This window comes from Sphingomonas sp. ACRSK (assembly GCF_022346685.1).
GTDB lineage: Bacteria > Pseudomonadota > Alphaproteobacteria > Sphingomonadales > Sphingomonadaceae > Sphingomonas > Sphingomonas molluscorum.
The window spans coordinates 40,987-60,413 of the sequence record NZ_JAKRNR010000013.1; the positions used below are offsets into that span (position 1 = coordinate 40,987).

Sequence of the window (19,427 nt, forward strand, 5' to 3'; positions counted from 1 at the left end):
AAAAACCTCCGGGGTAGTTGAGCGCGTCGTCGCCTGCGGAGAGGAAAAAGGGAGAATGTCTATCGCGACGTCGAGCGTCACCTTGTGGTTCGTCCTGCTGCTGCCGTTCGTGGGCAGTCTCGCGATTGCCGGGCTTCCGACGCGAAGCCGCGACGCTGCAGCGTTGATCGCGGGAGCGGTCGCGCTCGCGGGCACGGTGCTGATGGCGGTGCTCTATCCGCAGGTCGCGAATGGAACCGGCCTCCATACCGGTGTTTCCTGGCTGCCCTCGCTGGGGCTTGACATCATCCTCCGCCTGGACGGCCTCACCTGGATCTTCGCGATGCTCGTCCTCGCGATCGGCGTTCTCGTGACAGTCTATGCGCGCTACTACATGTCTCCGCGAGATCCGGTCCCGCGCTTCTTCTCGTTCCTGCTCGCCTTCATGGGCTCGATGCTCGCGCTGGTCCTTTCGGGGAACCTCGTGCAGCTGGCTTTTTTCTGGGAACTGACCAGCCTCACCTCGTTCCTCCTCATCGGCTATTGGCACCAGAACGAAAGCGCGCGCAGCGCGGCCCGCATGGCGCTGGTCGTCACGGCAGCGGGCGGGCTGTGCCTGCTCGTCGGGGTTCTCCTGATCGGAAAGATCGTCGGGAGCTATGATCTCGATACGGTGCTCGCCTCCGGGGACCGGATCCGCGCGAGCAGCCTCTACCTGCCGGCGCTGATCCTCATCCTGATCGGCGCGTTCACCAAGAGCGCGCAGTTCCCGTTCCACTTTTGGCTGCCCCACGCAATGGCGGCGCCCACGCCGGTTTCGGCCTACCTCCATTCGGCGACGATGGTGAAGGCAGGCATATTCCTGCTGATCCGGCTGTGGCCCGTGCTGGCCGGAAGCGAGGCGTGGTATCTGATCGTCACCAGCGTGGGGCTGATCACGCTGATCCTGGGTGCCTGGGCGGCGATCTTCCAGCAGGACCTCAAAGGGCTGCTGGCCTACTCGACCATCAGCCACCTGGGCATCATCACCCTGCTGCTGGGCATCGGCAGCCCGCTTGCTGCCGTGGCTGCCATCTTCCACACGATCAACCACGCCGCGTTCAAGGCGTCGCTGTTCATGGCGGCGGGCATCATCGATCACGAGGCGGGCACCCGCGACCTTCGCAAGCTGAGCGGGCTCTATCGGTTCATGCCGATCACTGCGACGCTGGCGATGGTCGCCGCGGCGGCGATGGCGGGCGTACCGCTGCTCAACGGCTTTCTCTCCAAGGAGATGCTGCTCGCAGAGGCGCTGGAGGACACCAACGAAACGCTCCTCGACCAGGCGCTGCCGTATCTCGTCACCCTCGGCTTGATCTTCAGCGTGCTCTATTCCGTGCGCTTCATCCACCAGAGTTTCTTTGGTCCGCCACCGACGAAGCTGGAGCGGCGCCCGCATGAGGCACCGCACTGGATGCGTCTGCCGATCGAGGTCCTGGTGCTTGCCTGCGTCGTCATCGGGATCTTGCCCGCCGTCACCATCGGCCCGTTCCTCGACGTCGCGGTTCGCGCGGCACTGGGGGGAGGGACGCCGGAATACAGCCTCGCGATCTGGCACGGGTTCAGCAAACCGCTGCTGCTGAGCGTCATCGCGCTTGTGCTCGGCACGGCCGCTTATCTGGTGTTCGCGCGGGCTTTGAATGCCGCCGATGCGGTTCCTCTGCTCGGACGGCTGAGGGGCCGGCGCATGTTCGACGCGGTCCTCTCCGTGCTCGTCTCTGGGGCGCGATGGCTGGAGGATTGGCTGGGAACGCGCCAATTGCAGCCGCAGCTTCGGCTGATGGTGCTGGTCGCCTGTGCCGTGGCGCTGCTGCCCTTCCTACGGCATGGCTATGCGCCGGGAACGGAGCCGCGAACCCTGATCGATCCCGGCTTCGCGCTGATCTGGCTGATCGGCAGCGCCTGTGCCGTGGCTGGAGCCTGGCAGGCGAAATATCACCGGCTCGCCGCCGTGGTTCTGGTCTCCGGGACCGGGCTTGCCAGCTGCATCGGCTTCGTCTGGCTCTCGGCTCCCGACCTTGCCCTCACCCAGTTGCTCGTGGAGACGGTGACGACGGTGCTCCTCCTCCTGGGACTGCGCTGGCTTCCCAAGCGGCTGCCGGACAACTGGCCTGGCAAGCGCACGCCCGCGAGCGTCGTGCTGCGGCGGGGGAGCGACCTCCTGATCGCGGTCGCTGCGGGTGCGGGCGTCGCAGCCCTGGCCTATGCGATGATGACCCGTCCGCTTCCCAACACCATCTCCCGCTTTTTCCTGGAGCGGTCCTATGCGGAGGGCGGGGGTCGCAACGTCGTCAACGTCATCCTGGTGGATTTTCGGGCATTTGATACGCTTGGTGAGATTACCGTGCTGGCGATCGTCGCGCTGACGGTGTTCTCGTTGCTGCGCCGCTTCCGGCCGGCCCGGGAGAGCGTCCGCGACCCCGAGCAGCAGCGCCTGCAGGACGCCTTCGACGAGGCGCATGCGGGGCGCGCGCCGGGCGATACGGTGTCGGATTACCTGGTCGTCCCGCGGATCATTTTGGAGTGGGTCTTCCCCTTCATCATCGTGATGGCGCTTTACCTCTTCCTGCGCGGGCACGACCTTCCCGGCGGCGGGTTCGCGGCCGGCGTCGCCATGTCGATCGCGCTGATCCTCCAGTACATGGCGGCGGGAACGCGCAGTGTGGAGGCGCGCCTGCGCGTTCGCCCGACCGACTGGATCGCGGCCGGCTTGTTGATCGCAGCTGCTACCGGCGCTGCGGCACTGCTCTTCGACCATCCGTTCCTCACGTCCTGGTTCCACTACCTGGAGGTGCCCCTGATCGGGAAAATCCCCTTGGCCACCGCGCTTTTGTTCGACCTCGGGGTGTTCCTGCTCGTCGTGGGGGCGACGGCGCTGATCCTGATCGCCATCGCACACCAGTCGATCCGCAGGCCGGTGCGCCCGCTGCGGGGCCGCGAGGAGACGGGGGTGGAGAAGCGCTGATGGAACTGGTTCTTGCCCTCGGCATCGGCGTTCTCACCGCGTCCGGCGTATGGCTGATCCTGCGGCCCCGAACCTTCCAGGTGATCCTGGGCCTGTCGCTCGTCTCCTATGCGGTGAACATGTTCATCTATGCGATGGGGCGGCTCAAGGTGGATGCACCGCCGATCGTGGGGTCAGGTGCGGTGGAAGCGTCGCGATACGATGATCCGCTCCCTCAGGCGCTGGTCCTGACGGCGATCGTGATCTCCTTCGCGATGACCGCCTTGCTGCTGGTCGTGTTGCTCGCATCGCGCGGTATCACCGGCACCGACCATGTCGACGGGAACGACGGCGAATGAGCGGCGGTTGGGCTGGGCACCTGATCATCGCTCCCATCCTGCTGCCGCTCGTCGCCGGCGCGGCCTTGCTGCTGCTCAAGGAGAAGCGTCGCACGGCCAAGCGGTGCATCGCGCTCGGTACCACCGCGACGCTCGTGCTCCTCTCCGTGCTGCTGCTCACGCGCGTGGCTCAGGCGGGGTTTGCCGGCGATCCCGCAACCCTCGTCTATCGCATCGGCAACTGGCCGGCCCCGTTCGGCATCGTGCTGGTGCTGGACTGGCTGTCGGCGCTGATGCTGGTGCTCACAAGCGTGGTCGGTCTAGCTGCGTTGATCTATGCAGCGACCCGCTGGGACCAGGCCGGGCCTCGCTTCCACACCCTGTTCCTGTTCCAGCTGATGGGGCTCAACGGCGCCTTTTTGACAGGCGACCTGTTCAACCTGTTCGTCTTCTTCGAGGTGCTGTTGGCGGCGTCCTTCGGCCTGCTGCTGCACGGGTCGAGCAAGGCGCGCATCAAGGCAGCGCTGCATTATGTGGCGCTCAACGTTGCGACGTCGCTGCTTTTCCTCATCGGTGCGGCGCTCATCTATGGGGTGACCGGCACGCTCAACATGGCGCATCTGGTGTCGCAGGTGGCCGCGGTGAGCGACCAGGACCTGCCCATGCTGCAAGCCGGCATGGCGATCCTGAGCGTCGCGTTCCTGGTCAAGGCGGGGATGTGGCCGCTCGGCTTCTGGCTGCCGCGCACCTATGCCGCGGCGGCGCCGCCGGTCGCTGCGCTTTTCACCATCCTGAGCAAGGTCGGGGTCTATGCGGTGCTTCGGGTACCGTTGCTCCTTTTCGGCGCAGAGATCAGCCGAACTGCGGGCGCCGCCCAGCAATGGCTGTTCTTCGGCGGCGTGTGCACGATCGCGTTCGGCATCATCGGCCTTCTCGCCGCGCGCAGATTGTCGCGGATCGCCGGATGCTCACTCACCATCTCGGCCGGAACGCTGCTGGCCGCGGTGGGAGCGGGGGAGGGCTCGGTCCTTGCTGGCGCGCTCTTCTACCTCGTGAGTTCGACCCTTGGCGTCGCCGCCTTCTACCTGTTGATCGAACTCGTCGAGCGCCGGGATGCCGCGACGGCCATGGGCGGCGAGCCCGTCTTCGACGACGAGTACGTCGGGCTGATGCCGATCGAGCAGGAGAGCGAGGTCGGCGTCGTCATTCCGGCATCGGTGGCGATCCTCGGCGGAGGCTTTGCCTTTTGCGTGCTGCTGATCGCGGGGCTGCCGCCGCTCTCCGGCTTCCTCGCCAAGTTCGCGATGATCAATGGTCTGCTGGATCTGCGGGATACGGTCGGCGCGCCCGTCTGGTGGCTCATCGGCCTGATCGTCGGTTCCGGCCTCGCGACGTTGATCGCGACGACCCGCGCGGGCATCGACCTCATCTGGGCTCCTTCCGAGCGTCCCCAGCCGGCCTTGCGCGTGACGGAACTGCTGCCGGTGGGGCTGCTGCTTGGCATCTGCCTTGCCCTCACGATCTTCGCCGGGCCTGCGATGCGGTACATGGAGCGGACCAGCCAGTCGCTGGGAGACCGCCACGGCTATGTCGAGGCGGTGCTCGGGCCGGAGGCGGCGGGCCGATGAGGCGGTGGCTACCCTATCCGGGGCTCGCCCTCGCGTTGCTGCTGGTATGGCTGCTGCTGTCGCAGTCCCTTTCGGTCGGCCAACTGCTGCTCGGTTCCGGCGCGGCTCTGATCGGTAGCCACGCCATGGCGGTGCTGCGTCCGCCCCGCAGACGGCGTGTTCGCCTGGCGCCGCTAGCGAAGCTCGGTGCCCTGGTCGCAATCGACGTAGTGCGCTCGAACCTGGCAGTGGCGGCGATCATCCTGTTCCCGCGGAAGGGCCGCGTGTCCGGGTTCGTACGCATCCCGCTGAAACTGACCGAACGCGGGGGGCTGGCGCTGCTCGCGCTGATCCTCACCGCCACGCCGGGCACCCTGTGGGTCGAATACGACCAGCGGAAGCGCACGCTGCTGCTCCACGTGCTGGACCTCATCGACGAAGAGGAGTGGGCGACCTTGATCAAGTCCCGCTACGAAGTTCTCCTGCTCCAGGCGTTCGAACAATGACGACCCTGGCGCTCGCGCTCGCGATCACCGCCGCGCAGATCCTGCTCGGACTGGCGGTGTTCTGCGCCTTCCTGCGCATGGCGTGGGGACCGCGCGCGCAGGATCGCGTGCTCGGGCTCGATACCTTCTATACCAACGCCATGCTGCTGTTGCTGACCTTCGGCATCCAGACGGGGCGGACGCTCTATCTGGAGGCGGCGGTGATCATCGCGCTGCTCGGCTTCGTGGGAACCGTCGCCCTCGCCAAGTTCCTGATGCGCGGCGAGGTGATCGAATGATCCAGGCGCCCGATCTGCCCGGATGGGCGGCGCTCATCGTCGCGCTGCTGGTCCTCTCCGGCGCCGCGGTGACCCTCGTGGGCTCGCTGGGCCTGCTGCGGCTCAGGACCTTCTACGAGCGGGTCCATGCGCCGACGCTCGGCAGCACGCTGGGCATGGCGCTGATCGTCGCCGCCTCCATCGTCTGCTTCTCGGTCCTGCGCGGCCGGCTTTCGGTGCACGAGATTGTCATCGGGCTGTTCCTGACCTCCACGGCCCCGGTCGCGTTCATGCTGCTCGCCCGTTCGGCCTTGTACCGGGATCGGGCGGGGGGCCGTTTGAGCCTCCCGTGGGATAAGGAGGACGAGGGCGGCGAGGTGCCGGGGAAGGACTAGCCTGCGGGCGGCTGGCGTCGGAGAACCGACGCCAACCGCTGCCTCAACCCAGCAGTTGCGCGATCGCTCCTGCCGTCACGGGGTGATAACCCGCGCGTGCCCGATCGAAGATCCGGCGTGCGACCGGCATACCCCAGTCGCCCTGCGCCTTCAGCGCGCGATAGACCGGCGTGATCAGCAGGTTGCGGCCGACACTTGGCAGGAACTGTTCGGCCGAGGCGATCGCCGGCTGGTAGCGATTGCCGATCGCGAGCACGAGCCAGGCAGAGCGGATATAGGCATTGGTGGACGTGGAAAGCCGGAACGCTTGATCGAGCTCGGCCAGGCGTGCGGCGCTCTGCTGGCGGGGCAGGCCGTTCAGGAACCGGAGCCACTCCTGCGTCGACCAGCGGCTCGTATCGATCGAAGCGAATGGCGCGCCGCCATTCACGCGCTCCAGCATCTGGTCGATCTTCGCGAGTGTCGCCGACTTCACATGCACCGCATTGGCCGGAAGGCCGGGCTGGTACACCCACGCGTCGAGCTGCAGCTTCTCCTCCAGGGCGCGATCCCCTTGGATGAGGTTGGTGCGCAGGTCCTTCAGGAAGTTGGCGCTGGTCTGCGGCTGGAAGGCGTGCCGGTCGAAGTAGGAGCGCAGATAGGCGTCCCAACGCGCACGCCCGACCGTGTATTCGATCGTCCGCAGGAAGGTCGACCCCTTGGTATAGTCGAGCTGCCCGAAGGTGCCTTCCGGATCGCCGTGCAGGCGGGTCTGTTCGGGCTTCGCCTCCTTCAGGTCGCGCTCGAGGTCGTCCCACGACAGGTCGGCGAGCGTTGCTGCCCGCTCCTTGCCATAGAGCGCCTCGTCGATGCGGTTTTCGAAATAGGTGGTGAACCCTTCGTTGAGCCAGCTGTCGGACCAGGTCGCGTTGGTGACGAGGTTGCCCGACCAGCTGTGCGCCAGTTCATGGGCGATCACGTCCACGTTGGACTTGTCGCCGGTGATGATCGTCGGGGTGGCGAAGGTGAGGGTGGGGTTCTCCATGCCGCCGAACGGGAAGGAGGGCGGGAGGACGAGGACGTCGAAGCGGCCCCAGCGATAGGCGCCGTAGAGGGCCTCCGCGGTGGTCACCATCTTGCCGGTGTCGGACAGTTCGGATGCCGTCCGGTCGAGATCGGTAGGCTCGGTGAAGACGCCGGTGCGGGTGTCCACGGCGCGGAAGCCGATGTCGCCGACCGCAAGCGCGATTAGGTACGGCGGGACGTTGCGGTCCATGCGGAAGCGATAGCGGCGCTGGCCCTCGCCGGCAGCCTCGCCCTCGGGCGTCAGCCGCTCCCCGCTCATCACCGCCACCAGATCGGCCGGCACCGTGATCGACGCGCTCCAGCTCTGGCGAATGCCGGGGCTGTCCTGCGTGGGGATCCAGCTGCGGTTGTTGATCGCCTGCCCCTGGCTGAACAGGTAGGGCTTGCGCTTGCCGGCGGTGAGCTCGGGCGGCAGCCAGCCGAGCGCCCGCGCGTCGGGGCTCGAGCTATAGGTGATGACGATCCGGCGGGCCTTGCCGATCGCGACGGTCAGCGCCGCGCCCTTGTACGGGTCCTCCGCGCCGACCGTCCATTTGAGGGGCTTGCTTGCGCCATCGGTGATGCGGGTGATGACGAGCCCCTTGTCGTCCAGCACGATTTCGCGCGCGTCCGAGCGCGCCAGGATGTCGAGGGTCGCGGTGCCCCGCATCGTGCGGCTCGCAAAGTCGGCGACGAGGTCGAGGTCGACATGCGTCACCCGCGCGATCTCCGGACGCGCATAGGTGAGCACGTCGCGGGCATCCGGCGTCGTCAGGATCGGCGAGGGCGCGTCCGGCGCAGCCATGGCGGGCGCGGCGAGCAGGACTGAGGCGAGAAGAAAGCGGCGCATGGGGATCCACTATGCTGGTGAAGGCACACGTGTCGCCGCTGTCGGCCGCCCGCGCAAGGGCCGGCGCGACTTTGCGCTCCGCCCGCTGGCGCGTGCGCCTATGAGAACAGGCCCAGCGGCACCGCTTCGCCCATCTTCCGATAGCCCGCTTCGGAGGGGTGGAGGTGATCGCCGGAGTCGAGCGCCGGGGCGAGCCGATCCGGTTGGGCCGGGTCGCGCATCACCGTGTCGAAGTCGATGACCGCGTCGAACGTGCCGGAGGTGCGGATGAAGCGGTTGATCTCCTGTCGCGCCGCTTCGAGTTCGGGCGCCGGATGATAATAGCTGTTGCCCCCGAACGGCATGACCGTTCCGCCGATCAGCTTGATGCCATGGGCGTGCGCACGCTCGGCGAGCTGGCGGTAGGCGGCGGTGATCTGCCGCACCAGCGCGCGATGCTGCTCCGGGGTCGCCGGGGCGTCGCGGGTGAGGGTGCCGAGATCGTTGATCCCCTCCAGGACGATCGCCCAGCGGACGCCGCTGCGGGCGATTACGTCCCGGTCGAAGCGGGCCATCAGATTGGGGCCGAGCCCATCGAGGAGGATGCGGTTGCCGCCGATTCCCGCGTTGACCAAGCCGATGCCCCGTGTCCGCGCTTCGCTCCGCAGCCGTTGCGCGAAGACGTCGGTCCAGCGGGTGTTCCGTTCCGGCTCGACACCATAGCCGTCCGTGATGGAGTCGCCGATCGCCACTATGGTGCCGACGTTCGATGCGGCCGCCACCTCCACGTCGGCGATCAGGTACCACCGGGTGGTCGGCCGCGCACCGGGCAGGTCCGCGTCCGCGACATGCTGGCCGGTCAGGAGGAAGCTGGTGGCGCGCGCGCCCGGATGGCCGGTCTGCGGTTCCGGTGCCTCGGGCAGGTAGAGGCTGATGGCGAGGTCGGCGCCGGGGGCGAGGTTCAGCGATACCGGATCCGAATAGATTTCCGCCCCGGCCGGGATCACGGCGTCGGCGTGACCCGAGAAGGTGAGCGCCACGCCGCCTTCAACCCGCGGCGTCCCCGGCTTTGCCGCGCGGGCGACATGCGCGGCGCCGATGGGCAGCGGACGCGTGCCGAAGCGGTTGGAGAACCGCACGCGGATCTCGCCTCCGCCTGCCGATAGGCGGACCACCTGGCGTAGGGTGACGGCATTTGCCGCATCCGCTGGCAGCGCGTTTTCGCCCTCCGGGATCATCTGTGCCGAGCCCCAGCTCGCGATCCAGCGGGTGGCGCTGGTGCGCGCGTCCGCGCCGCCGCCCGCCAGAAGAAGGGCGGCGGCCGCAATCGTCGTCTTCCAAGCTGCTGCCATCGGGTGGTTCCTCAATGCCGGGGTTGGTGGCGCATCAATGCGGATTGCCGGGGGCGTGGGGGAAGCTCTGCGCCTTGTACCAGGCGAGGTCGTGCTCGGGCGCCGCTGCCCCGGCGGGGAGCGGTAGCCCGTTCACCGATTGCCAATAGGCAAGGCTCGCGTCGCGCCACCAGCGTGCCTCGCGCTCCTGGATGGCAAGGAAAGCGGCCGTTTTCTCCCAGCGTTCGGCATCCACGAGCGTGCGCAGTCCGTCCCACTCCCGGCGCATCGCTGCCACGGTGGCCACGCCCCGGTCGTACCGCCGCACCATGCCCTCCCACAGCGTCTCGCCGCTTTTCAGTCGATAGTCCCAGGGGAGGTGGTGGAACCACAGCAGCTCGCTTTCGGGCGTCGTGCGCGGGTTCGCATAGAGCTTTGCCACCGCAGGCGCATATTGCGCGACGGCGTTGCTCCCGGTCCGGGTCCGGTCGAAACCGATCCCCTGGCGATCGGCGCGGTGATAATAGACGGGGTTCCACTCGGGCCGCTGCAACTCGCTCACCCACGGCCCCGGCCCATAATGATGTCCCGTCGCCATGACATGGGCGAGGCCCAAGGGGCCGGTATAGTCCACCACCGCTTCGCGCGAGCGCATCATCATGTCGACGACCGGCGCAACCACTCGCGGATCCGTGCCGAAAGTCTGCTGCGCCCATTCGCGCGCGATCGCTGCCGCATCGAGGGAAGGGTCCCATGCCAGCCGACCGAACGCGTACCAGTTCGCCTGGTTGAACGTGCCCCCGGTCCAGTCGCGATCATCGCCGATGTTTGCGACGCCGGCCATGCCGGTCAGCTGGTGGCGCTCGCTCTCGCCGTCGACGACGCTCGCCACCGTCTCCTTGCCACGCCCGGTCTTCGCCTCCAGCACCTCGGTGAAGAGCGGCCCCAGATAGGCGAGGTGGGTCGCCTGGCCGAGGTACTCCTTGGTGATCTGGAACTCCATCATCAGCGGCGTCTTGGGCATCGCGCCGAACAGCGGATGGAAGGGCTCGCGCGGCTGGAAATCGATGGCGCCGTTCTTCACCTGCACCATCACATTGTCGGCGAACTTGCCGTCCAATGGCTTGAACTCGGTATAGGCCTGCTTGGCGCGATCCTCGGGATCGGTGTCCGCGTAGACAAAGGCGCGCCACATCACGATGCCGCCATGCGGCTTCACCGCCGCGGCGAGCATGTTGGCGCCGTCGGCATGGCTCGCGCCATAGTCGCGCGGACCCGGCTGCCCCTCGCTGTTCGCCTTGACGAGGAAGCCGCCGAAGTCGGGAATGGCGCGGTAGATCTCATCCGCCTTCGCCTTCCACCACGCCGCAACGGCAGGGTCTCGCGGGTCCGCGGTCTTCAGGCCGCCGATCTCGATCGGTGCCGAGAACCGGGCGGAGAGATAGACCCGGATGCCCCAGGGGCGGAACACGTCGGCCAGCGCCGCTGCCTTGGCGATATACGGCGCGGTGAGGCTGTCGGCCTTGGCATTGACGTTGTTCAGCACCGTGCCGTTGATGCCGATCGAGGCATTGGCGCGGGCATAGTCGGTGTAGCGCGGGTCGCGATAGTCCGGCAGCTTCCACCAGTCCCACAACGACTCGCCGGAATAGCCCCGCTCCACGGTGCCATCGAGATTATCCCAATGGTTGAGGACACGCAGCTTCACCTTGGGTGCCGAGCGAAGCGTCGCGTTTGCGACCTGTCCGCCGCTGGCGACGTGGCGGATCAGGGCGAAGGCGCCATAGAGCACGCCTCGATCGGTGTTGCCCGTGACCAACAAGACCTGCCGTCCGCCCAAGGAGGCGGGGCGGACCAGATAGCCCTCACTTCCCAGGTCCGCGACGGGCAGCCGGAGCGCCGAAACCAAAGGGTCGCTTGCGGGCGCTACCACGACCGGCAGGTTCGCAGCGGCGGGCAGATCACGACGAAGCTCGGCTTCGGCGAGCCGCAACGTGGGCGTGTCGCCAAGGCGAGAAATCGCGGTCTGCCCTTCGGCCGGCGCCTGGGTTTGGAGCCAGAGCCGGTAACCGTCCTCCGCCGCAGCCGGTGCTGTCAGCAGGGCCGCCGTGACCGCGATGGCGCTGGCGCACACCAGCGTCCTCATTGCCTTCATTACTCTCTCCCGGTGCGCGGCGGTTGACAGCCCGCCGCGTCGCTGGCCATGGTAACGGTATCAGTTGAACAGGCAAGCCGCGCAAGACGGAGGCCGCAACGGGGAGCGGATCGTGACGCGCGCAGAATGGAAGACCGAGCAGAGCGACCGCCAGCCGTCCGCGCGCCACGGGTTTACGATCCTCGATAGCCGCGCGGGCGAAGCGGTCGCCCGGCAGTATGACTGCGATCGAGTCTCCTCTGCCGCGCGTCCGATCGCGACACTGCGCAACTCGCAGTCCACACACATTCCGGCTGTGGGATGGGACGCGCGAGGCGGTCGCACCCGCCAATTGCATATCCTGACCCGCTCGAACGGCCGCGACCTCCAGCCCGTCGTGCTCGAAATCGCCTGAGGAACCCGATGCCCAAGATCGTCAAAGCCCGCGTCATCGTCACCAGCCCCGGGCGCAACTTCGTCACCCTCAAGATCGAGTGCGACGACGGCACCACCGGCGTGGGCGACGCCACGCTGAACGGCCGGGAACTCGCGGTCGCCAGCTATCTCGCCGATCATGTGGTGCCCTGCCTGATCGGGCGCGAGGCGCACCAGATCGAGGACATCTGGCAGTATCTCTACAAGGGTGCGTATTGGCGGCGCGGGCCCGTCACCATGACCGCGATCGCGGCGGTCGACATGGCGCTGTGGGACATCAAGGGCAAGATCGCGGGGCTTCCCGTCTACCAATTGCTCGGCGGTGCGGCTCGCGAGGGGTGCATGGTCTATGCCCATGCGAACGGCACGACGATCGACGATACGATTGCGGCAGCCAGGGCGGCGATGGACGCGGGGTATCTGGCCGTGCGCCTGCAATGCGGCGTGCCTGGGCTGCCCTCCACCTATGGCGTCGCCAAGCACGGCGAGCGCTATGAGCCCGCCGACGCGGACCTGCCGAGCGAGAGCATCTGGGCCACCTCCAAATATCTGCGCGTCGTCCCCGAACTGTTCCGGGTCGCGCGGGAGGAACTCGGCTGGGACGTCCACCTGCTGCACGACATCCACCATCGCCTGACCCCGATCGAGGCGGGGCGGCTCGGCCGCGACCTGGAGCCCTATCGCCCCTTCTGGCTGGAAGATGCGACTCCGGCCGAAAACCAGGACGCCTTCCGCCTGATCCGCCAGCACACCACGGCGCCGCTTGCCGTCGGCGAGATCTTCAATTCGATCTGGGACTGCAAGACGCTGATCGAGAACCAGTGGATCGACTATATCCGGTCGACCGTGGTCCATGCCGGCGGCATCACCCACATGCGCCGGATCGCGGCGCTCGCCGACCTGTATCAGGTCCGCACCGGCAGTCATGGCGCAACCGACCTCAGCCCCATCTGCATGGCCGCGGCGCTGCATTTCGGCCTCTCGATCCCGAACTTCGGCATCCAGGAACACATGCCGCACACGGAGGAGACCGACCGGGTGTTCCCGCACGCCTATTCCTTCGTCGACGGGCTGATGCATCCGGGCGACCAGCCAGGCCTGGGCGTCGACATCGACGAGGAACTGGCGAGCACCCACGCGTACAAGCGCGCCTTCCTGCCGGTGAACCGGCTGGAGGACGGAACCTTGTGGAGCTGGTGAGGTGAGCGAGTTCACCCAGGCCGCCGCACAGGCGCCGGAAACCGCCGCGCATGCGGTGCGGCCGCCGCGCGGGCGCATCCGCTGGGTGATCTGCGGCCTCCTCTTCACCGCCGTGGTGCTCAGCTACATCGACCGGCTGGTGCTGGGCGTGCTGAAGCCGCAGTTGCAGGGCCTCTACGGCTGGACCAACTCCGGCTATGCCGACATCACCGGCTACTTCCAGGTCTTCTATGGCGTCGGCTTCCTGCTGTTCGGCTGGCTGATCGACCGGGTAGGCCCGCGGTGGGGCTATCTGCTGGCGATGGGCAGCTGGACCGTCGGCCATTTCGCGCAGACACTGGTCACCTCCACCGCCGGCTTCGTCGTCGCCCGCATCCCGCTCGCGTTCGGCGAGGCGGGGACATATCCCTCCGCGCTCGCCGCCGCCTCGCAGTGGTTCCCCAAGAAGGAACGCGCGCTCGCGATCGGCATCTTCAATGCCGGCGCGAACGTGGGCGCGGTGGTGACCCCGTTGCTGGTCGGCTTCATCGTCGCCGACCTGATCCTCGATTGGCGCTGGGCGTTCATCGTCACGGGCCTCTTCAACATCGTCTGGCTCGTCGCCTGGTGGCGCCTCTATCATCCGCCGGGCCGCCATCCGCGCATCACGACCGAGGAGCGCGCCTGGATCGAGGCGGAGCCGGCGGACGACAACGGTCGTGCAGGCTTCCTGTCCGTGCTGCGTCATCGCGAAGCCTGGGCGTACATGGCCGGCCGCTTCCTGATCGATCCGGTGTGGTGGACGTTCCTCTTCTGGCTGCCCGACTTCTTCCACACCCGCTACGGCTATGACCTCAAGAGCTTCGGCCCGCCGTTGGTGGCGATCTACATCCTGGCGGACCTGGGTGCGGTGGCCGGCGGCTGGTACTCGTCGCGCCAGCTGAAGCGGGGAGCCTCCGCGGGAAGTGCCCGCAAGCGCGCGATGTTCGTGTGTGCGCTGTTCGCCCTGCCGGTGATGTTTGCGGCACAGGCCAGCAGCATCTGGATCGCCGTCGCGCTGATCGGCCTCGCCTGCGCGGCGCACCAGGGCTTCTCGACCAACTTGTTCGCGCTGCCGGGGGACCAGTTCCCCCGCTATGCCCAGGGAACGTTGATCGGCGTGGGCGGCTTTGCGGGCGCGGTCGGCGGCTTCCTGGCCTCCAAGACGCTGGGCGCGCTGCTCGACAAGGTCGGCAGCTACGGCCCGTTCTTCGTCGCCTGCGGCGTCGCGTACCTGGTCGCGCTGCTGGTCTTCCACCTCCTCAACCCGCGCTACCGCGACGTGAAGATCGCGCAATGAGCCTTCTCCGCCGTCGCCGACCGAACAAGGGAACTGACGTGAAGCATATCGCTGCAAGCCTGGGTGCAACGCTCCTCATCGCCACGCCCGTTCTGGCCGAGACGCCGCGCCTCGAGCGCAATGGCGAGGCGACCCAGCTTGTCGTCGGCGGCAAGCCGATGCTCCTGATCGCGGGGGAACTGAGCAACTCGGCGGCCTCCAGCGCGACTTATATGGCGCCGCACTGGGCCAAGCTGCGCGCGATGAACCTCAACACGGTGCTCGCGCCGGTGTCCTGGGAGCTGATCGAGCCGGTCGAGGGGCGGTTCGACTGGTCCAGCCTCGACTCCATGATCCGCGAGGCACGCGCCAACGACCTGAAGCTCGTGCTGCTCTGGTTCGGCGCCTACAAGAATTCCATGTCCACCTATGTGCCCGGGTGGGTGAAGCGCGATCAGGCGCGCTTCCCGCGGGCGGGTCTGCCCAACGGGCAGTCGGTGGAGATCCTGTCGACCTTTGGCGAGGAGATGATCCGAGCGGATGCCCGCGCCTATTCGGCGATGCTTGCGCACCTGAAGGCGGTGGACGGCGACCGAAACACCGTCGTGATGGTGCAGGTGGAGAACGAGATCGGCATGCTCCCGGTGGCGCGGGACTATTCCCCCGCTGCCAATGCAGCCTTCGCGCAGCCGGTGCCGGCGGAGCTCACCACCTATCTCGTCCAGCACCGCGATACGCTGGTGCCGGAGATGAAGGCGATGTGGCTGGAGCGCGGTGCCCGCACCCAGGGCAGCTGGACAGAACTGTTCGGCGACGGCGATGCGGCGGCGGAGGTATTCACCGCGTGGCACTATGCCCGCTTCGCCGATGCGCTCGCCCGCGCGGGAAAGGCGGCCTATGCGCTGCCGATGTACGTGAACGTCGCGCTCAACCGGCCGGGGCGCGCTCCCGGACAATATCCGAGCGGCGGCCCGTTGCCGCACCTGATCGACGTGTGGAAGGCCGGGGCGCCCTCGATCGACCTGCTCGCGCCCGACATTTATTTCTCGAACTTCACCCAGATCGTCGATCGCTATCACCGGCCCGACAATCCGCTGTTCGTGCCGGAGGCCCACAACGCCGACAATCCGATCGTGCCGGCCAACGCCTTCTATGCTTTTGGCGAGCGGGATGCGATCGGCTTCGGGCCGTTCTCGATCGACTCCGTGGACGATGCGCCGGGTCAACTCGGCGCGGCGTACGGCGTGCTGCGACAGCTCCAGCCGTACATCCTGCAGGCGCAGGGCAGCGACCGGATCGCCGGCTTCAAGCCGCGGCAGCGTTATGACGATTCGCTCGATTACGAGCCGCAGGTCCGGCGGATGGGCAATTACCGCTTCACCGTGGCCTTCGCGGACATCGAGCGGCCTGCCATGACCCCGGAGACCGCCGGCTACGGCGGCATGGTGATCCAGATCGGAGCGGATGAGTATCTGATCGCGGGGCAGGGGATCACGGTCACGTTCGCCGGTGCGGGGGAGGGGCCGTCACTTGCCGGGATCGAGCGCGCGGAAGAGGGCGTGTTCAACGCCGCCGGCCAGTGGGCGGCGGGACGCCTGCTGAACGGCGATCAGACGCACCAGGGGCGCCACATCCGGCTGCCGGCGGGGCAATGGGGGATCCAGAGAGTACGTTTGTACCGCTACCGGTGACGTACCTCCGGCGACTGGCCCAAGAGGCCGCCGTGTCGGCAAGGTGACACCGGGAGGCAATGCGAACATCGACAGCAATGTCGTGTAAAAACGTGCTTGCGCTGGGTAGCGCTACCAGTAAAGCATAACACATCCAGAAACGAGGGCGGTCCACGCCCCGGCTTCACAGGGAGAGGAACCCATGCGGACTGTACCGATTCGCCGCGCGAGCGGCTTTGCCGCGCTTTTGCTTACCACCGTCGCCTGGCCTGCAATGGCCCAGACGCAGGGAGAGCCCACCGCCTCTTCCTCGAGCAGCGCCGCCACGGAAGCAGGCGCCCCGACCCAGGACGGTGCCGGGCAAACCCAGCCGACTGCGATCGACGACGCGGCGCAGGCACCGGCGGACCCTTCTGCCACCGGCAATGAAGACATCGTCGTCACCGGCTACCGCGCATCCCTGCAGAGCCAGACCAACGCCAAGCGCAACTCGATCGGCTTCACCGACACGATCTTCGCCGAGGATATCGGCAAGTTCCCGGACACCAACATCGCGGAGTCGGTGAACCGCATCCCGGGCGTGACCATCAGCCGGGAAGTCACTGGCGAAGGCGCCAACGTCGCGATCCGCGGCCTGGGCACCAACTTCACCCGCGTGCTGCTGAACGGTGCACCGGTTGCCATCGCGTCCGTGCGGTTCGATGCGCAGAGCACCAACCGCGAGGTCGATCTCGACCTGATCCCGACCGAGCTGTTCACCCAGCTGACCGTCAGCAAGTCGCCCACGGCTAGCCAGATCGAAGGCGGTGCTGCCGGTACCGTGAACCTGCGCTCGGCTCGGCCCTTCGACAATCCCAAGCCTTATATCAGCTACGGCCTCCAGGGTTCGAAGGTGAGCTCGGCCGACAAGTGGGGCTATCGTGGGCACGTCCTGGCGAGCGCCACGTTCGGCGACTTCGGCATCCTGGTCGGCGGCGCGGCGGTCAAGAACCGCTTCCGGGTCGACGGCTTTGAGACGATCGGCTGGACCAACCCGAACCTGACCGCCGCGCAGAGCAGCAGCCCGACCCGCAACAACACCGGCGGCGGCAACTGGACCATCCCCGGCACCGTTCCGGTCAACGCCGGCAACGGCCTGACCCCCGGCACGGTGATCGACCAGGCGTTTCTCCTCGCCAACAACCCGGGCGCCACGATCGAGCAGCTCGACAACGGCCTGCTGCCGCGTCTTGGCCGCCCGCGTACCGAGATCGGGGAACGCACCCGCTACAATGGCCTGGTGTCCGTGGAATGGCGGCCGAGCGATGCGCTGCACTTCTATGTCGATGGCATGTACGCCAAGCGGGACACCGACTTCCAGCGTTCGGCAATGAATTGGGCGGTCCGCAATGGCGCCGCCATCCCGCTCAACACCACCTACGACAAGTCCGACTGTTCTGACGGCTGCACCGTCACCAGCGGTACTTACGCCAATTCGCAGTTCTTCCTCGAATTCCGCCCGTACAAGGACCGTCAGGATTACTGGGGCGTCAACCCGGGTATGGAGTTCGTCATCAACGACTTCATCAAGGGCGACCTGCAGGCGAACTATACGAAGAGCACCTTCCGTCGGGAAAGCCCGACCGTTCTCGTCATCACGCCACCCAACAGCGGCGTGACGGTGGACTACACCAACGACGGCGGCATCCCGGATATCTCGCCCAACATCGACCTGAATAATCCGGCCAGCTTCGGCTGGGCCGGTGGCGGCCGCCTGAACCTCAATGGCGAAGAGCGCGAGACCGAGACCAAGGGCGTCCGCGGCAGCCTGTTGTTCGGCGACGAGTCGCGGTTCAGCGTCCGTGTAGGCGCGGCCTATGACGACACCAGCCGGCGGATCACGCCGTTCGACAACACCAACCCGTGGCAGGCAGCGGTTTGCGGCAACAATCCCAATGTCGTCCTGCCCGGTCCGAACCGTCAGCCGGTCTGCGACGGCGCCAACCTGCCCGGTACGGCCACGCCCCCGGGATATCCGTCCTATCCGGCCTACGGGACCGGCTTCTCGACCGGACTGCCGCCGCTCAGCTATGGCGGTTCGCTGGTTCCGACCGCGGCGGTGCCGGGCTTCCTCATGCCCACCGGCGCCGGCTTCGTCACGGTCGACTGGAACAGGTTCAAGGATGCGACCAACTATGACGAGTTGCTTGCCGGGGCGACGGAGACCGGTGCCGGCAGCAGCGGCGCCAACGGCGGCCTGATCCGCGAAAAGGTGACCGGCACGTTCATCGAGATGAACGGCGTGTTCGATGTGCGCGACGGCGACACGCTGCGCCTGAACGGCGGCATCCGCTATGTTCGTACCGACCAGCGGGTCGGCGGCCGGACCACGATTCCGAACCCGCTGAACGTTCGTGACGGCGTCACCTGCCCGGGCGTCAGCCCCACGTTCGAGCTCGATGGGTCCTGCTATCCGACGATCGTGAACTTTGCCCGGACGCAGCGCCTCTATTCGAACTTCCTGCCGTCGGCCAGCCTCGCCTACAGCTTCGGCGACAAGGCGGTGGCCCGTGCCTCGATCTCCCGGACGATGACCCGTCCGGACCCCAACCAGCTGCTGCCGGGCGCATCGTTCGTCCAGCCGTCGGCGGACGTCGGCACGCTCGGGAACAACGCGCTCGACCCGTACATCTCGGACAACATCGACCTCGGCTTCGAATATTACACGGGTGGGGAGGGCGTGATCGCGTTTGCGGCATTCCGCAAGTCGATCACCGGCTTCACGGTCAACGGCCTCACCACCGTGCCGTTCTCGACGCTGGCGCCTTTCGGGATCACCTTCGCTTCACTCACCGCGGCGCAGCAGCAGGCTCTGATCGATCGCGCCACCCCGGCAGGTATCCGGCCCGAGGACGTTCCGATCCAGATCCAGCAGCAGGTGAACGCTGACGGCAAGCTCAAGGTCAACGGCCTCGAGTTCCAGGTCACCCAGCCGCTCGACTTCGCCACCCGCCTGATCGGCGTCGAAGGCTTCGGTGTGCAGGGCAACCTGACCCTGATCGATCAGCGCGGCGAGGGAACCGTTGCGCCGGTCGCCCTGGGCGTCTCGCCGACCACCTACACGCTAACGGGTTACTACGAAGGCAACGGCCTGTCGGCACGCCTGACCTACACCTACAACGAAGGTTCGGTGAACTCGGGCTTGAACCAGAACGGTATCCCGGATGCCGCGATCATCGGCCGCAACTACGGTCAGCTCGATTTCTCGGGCAACATCGATCTCGGCAAGATCCTCGGCAACGACTATCTGCCGACCGTCGTGGTGAACGTGATCAACATCAACAAGGAAGCACAGAGCTCGTACTTCCAGTTCCCGAACGCCACGTTCAGCGAATATAATCCAGGCCGCACCGTCCTGGTCGGCGTGCGCGGACGCTTCTAAG

General features: G+C 67.0%; 14 protein-coding genes. 11 read left to right on the forward strand and 3 right to left on the reverse strand.

Annotated elements, in window-relative coordinates:
• Nucleotides 1-55 precede the first annotated feature (55 nt).
• Genes MHZ35_RS08995 through mnhG form a run of 6 tightly spaced genes read left to right on the forward strand, consistent with a single transcriptional unit; the run spans nt 56 to nt 6,065 of the window.
• On the forward strand, nt 56-2,983 hold the full coding sequence (locus tag MHZ35_RS08995; RefSeq protein ID WP_239435292.1) for a monovalent cation/H+ antiporter subunit A: 2,928 nt from the start codon (nt 56-58) through the stop codon (nt 2,981-2,983).
• Nucleotides 2,983-3,321: a Na+/H+ antiporter subunit C gene (locus MHZ35_RS09000; protein WP_239435293.1), complete on the forward strand. Its 339-nt coding sequence runs from the start codon at nt 2,983-2,985 to the stop codon at nt 3,319-3,321. Before MHZ35_RS08995 ends, MHZ35_RS09000 begins: the two co-directional genes overlap by 1 nt.
• Nucleotides 3,318-4,928 (forward strand): monovalent cation/H+ antiporter subunit D, encoded by a 1,611-nt coding sequence (locus MHZ35_RS09005; protein ID WP_239435294.1) that lies wholly within the window; start codon nt 3,318-3,320, stop codon nt 4,926-4,928. Before MHZ35_RS09000 ends, MHZ35_RS09005 begins: the two co-directional genes overlap by 4 nt.
• Nucleotides 4,925-5,413, forward strand: coding sequence for a Na+/H+ antiporter subunit E (locus MHZ35_RS09010; RefSeq protein ID WP_239435295.1), 489 nt, complete (start codon nt 4,925-4,927; stop codon nt 5,411-5,413). The genes MHZ35_RS09005 and MHZ35_RS09010 overlap by 4 nt, the downstream gene beginning before the upstream one ends.
• Nucleotides 5,410-5,691, forward strand: coding sequence for a K+/H+ antiporter subunit F (locus MHZ35_RS09015; RefSeq protein ID WP_239435296.1), 282 nt, complete (start codon nt 5,410-5,412; stop codon nt 5,689-5,691). Before MHZ35_RS09010 ends, MHZ35_RS09015 begins: the two co-directional genes overlap by 4 nt.
• The gene (mnhG, locus tag MHZ35_RS09020) at nt 5,688-6,065 is read left to right on the forward strand and encodes a monovalent cation/H(+) antiporter subunit G (RefSeq protein WP_239435297.1); all 378 of its coding nucleotides are present in this window, start codon (nt 5,688-5,690) and stop codon (nt 6,063-6,065) included. Before MHZ35_RS09015 ends, mnhG begins: the two co-directional genes overlap by 4 nt.
• Before the next feature lie 43 nt (nt 6,066-6,108).
• Here mnhG and MHZ35_RS09025 read toward each other — a convergent pair whose 3' ends face one another.
• From MHZ35_RS09025 to MHZ35_RS09035, 3 genes are all read right to left on the reverse strand, one after another.
• Complete coding sequence (locus MHZ35_RS09025; protein ID WP_239435298.1) at nt 6,109-7,959, reverse strand: M1 family metallopeptidase; 1,851 nt, start codon at nt 7,957-7,959, stop codon at nt 6,109-6,111.
• Between the two features lie 98 nt (nt 7,960-8,057).
• Complete coding sequence (locus MHZ35_RS09030; protein WP_239435299.1) at nt 8,058-9,290, reverse strand: SGNH/GDSL hydrolase family protein; 1,233 nt, start codon at nt 9,288-9,290, stop codon at nt 8,058-8,060.
• Between the two features lie 34 nt (nt 9,291-9,324).
• Nucleotides 9,325-11,424 carry an alpha-glucuronidase family glycosyl hydrolase gene (locus MHZ35_RS09035; RefSeq protein WP_239435300.1) on the reverse strand — a complete coding sequence of 700 codons (2,100 nt, stop codon included), beginning with the start codon at nt 11,422-11,424 and terminating at the stop codon, nt 9,325-9,327.
• A 112-nt stretch (nt 11,425-11,536) separates the two neighbouring features.
• Between MHZ35_RS09035 and MHZ35_RS09040 the strand changes: the two genes are divergently transcribed.
• From MHZ35_RS09040 to MHZ35_RS09060, 5 genes are all read left to right on the forward strand, one after another.
• Complete coding sequence (locus tag MHZ35_RS09040; RefSeq protein ID WP_239435301.1) at nt 11,537-11,818, forward strand: hypothetical protein; 282 nt, start codon at nt 11,537-11,539, stop codon at nt 11,816-11,818.
• 8 nt (nt 11,819-11,826) lie between these two features.
• On the forward strand, nt 11,827-13,038 hold the full coding sequence (gene manD, locus MHZ35_RS09045) for a D-mannonate dehydratase ManD (RefSeq protein ID WP_239435302.1): 1,212 nt from the start codon (nt 11,827-11,829) through the stop codon (nt 13,036-13,038).
• Nucleotide 13,039: 1 nt separating this feature from the next.
• Nucleotides 13,040-14,356, forward strand: coding sequence for an MFS transporter (locus MHZ35_RS09050; RefSeq protein WP_446741037.1), 1,317 nt, complete (start codon nt 13,040-13,042; stop codon nt 14,354-14,356).
• 38 nt (nt 14,357-14,394) lie between these two features.
• The gene (locus tag MHZ35_RS09055; protein WP_239435303.1) at nt 14,395-16,026 is read left to right on the forward strand and encodes a GH35 family beta-galactosidase; all 1,632 of its coding nucleotides are present in this window, start codon (nt 14,395-14,397) and stop codon (nt 16,024-16,026) included.
• Between the two features lie 181 nt (nt 16,027-16,207).
• The gene (locus MHZ35_RS09060; RefSeq protein ID WP_239435304.1) at nt 16,208-19,426 is read left to right on the forward strand and encodes a TonB-dependent receptor; all 3,219 of its coding nucleotides are present in this window, start codon (nt 16,208-16,210) and stop codon (nt 19,424-19,426) included.
• Nucleotide 19,427 lies beyond the last annotated feature (1 nt).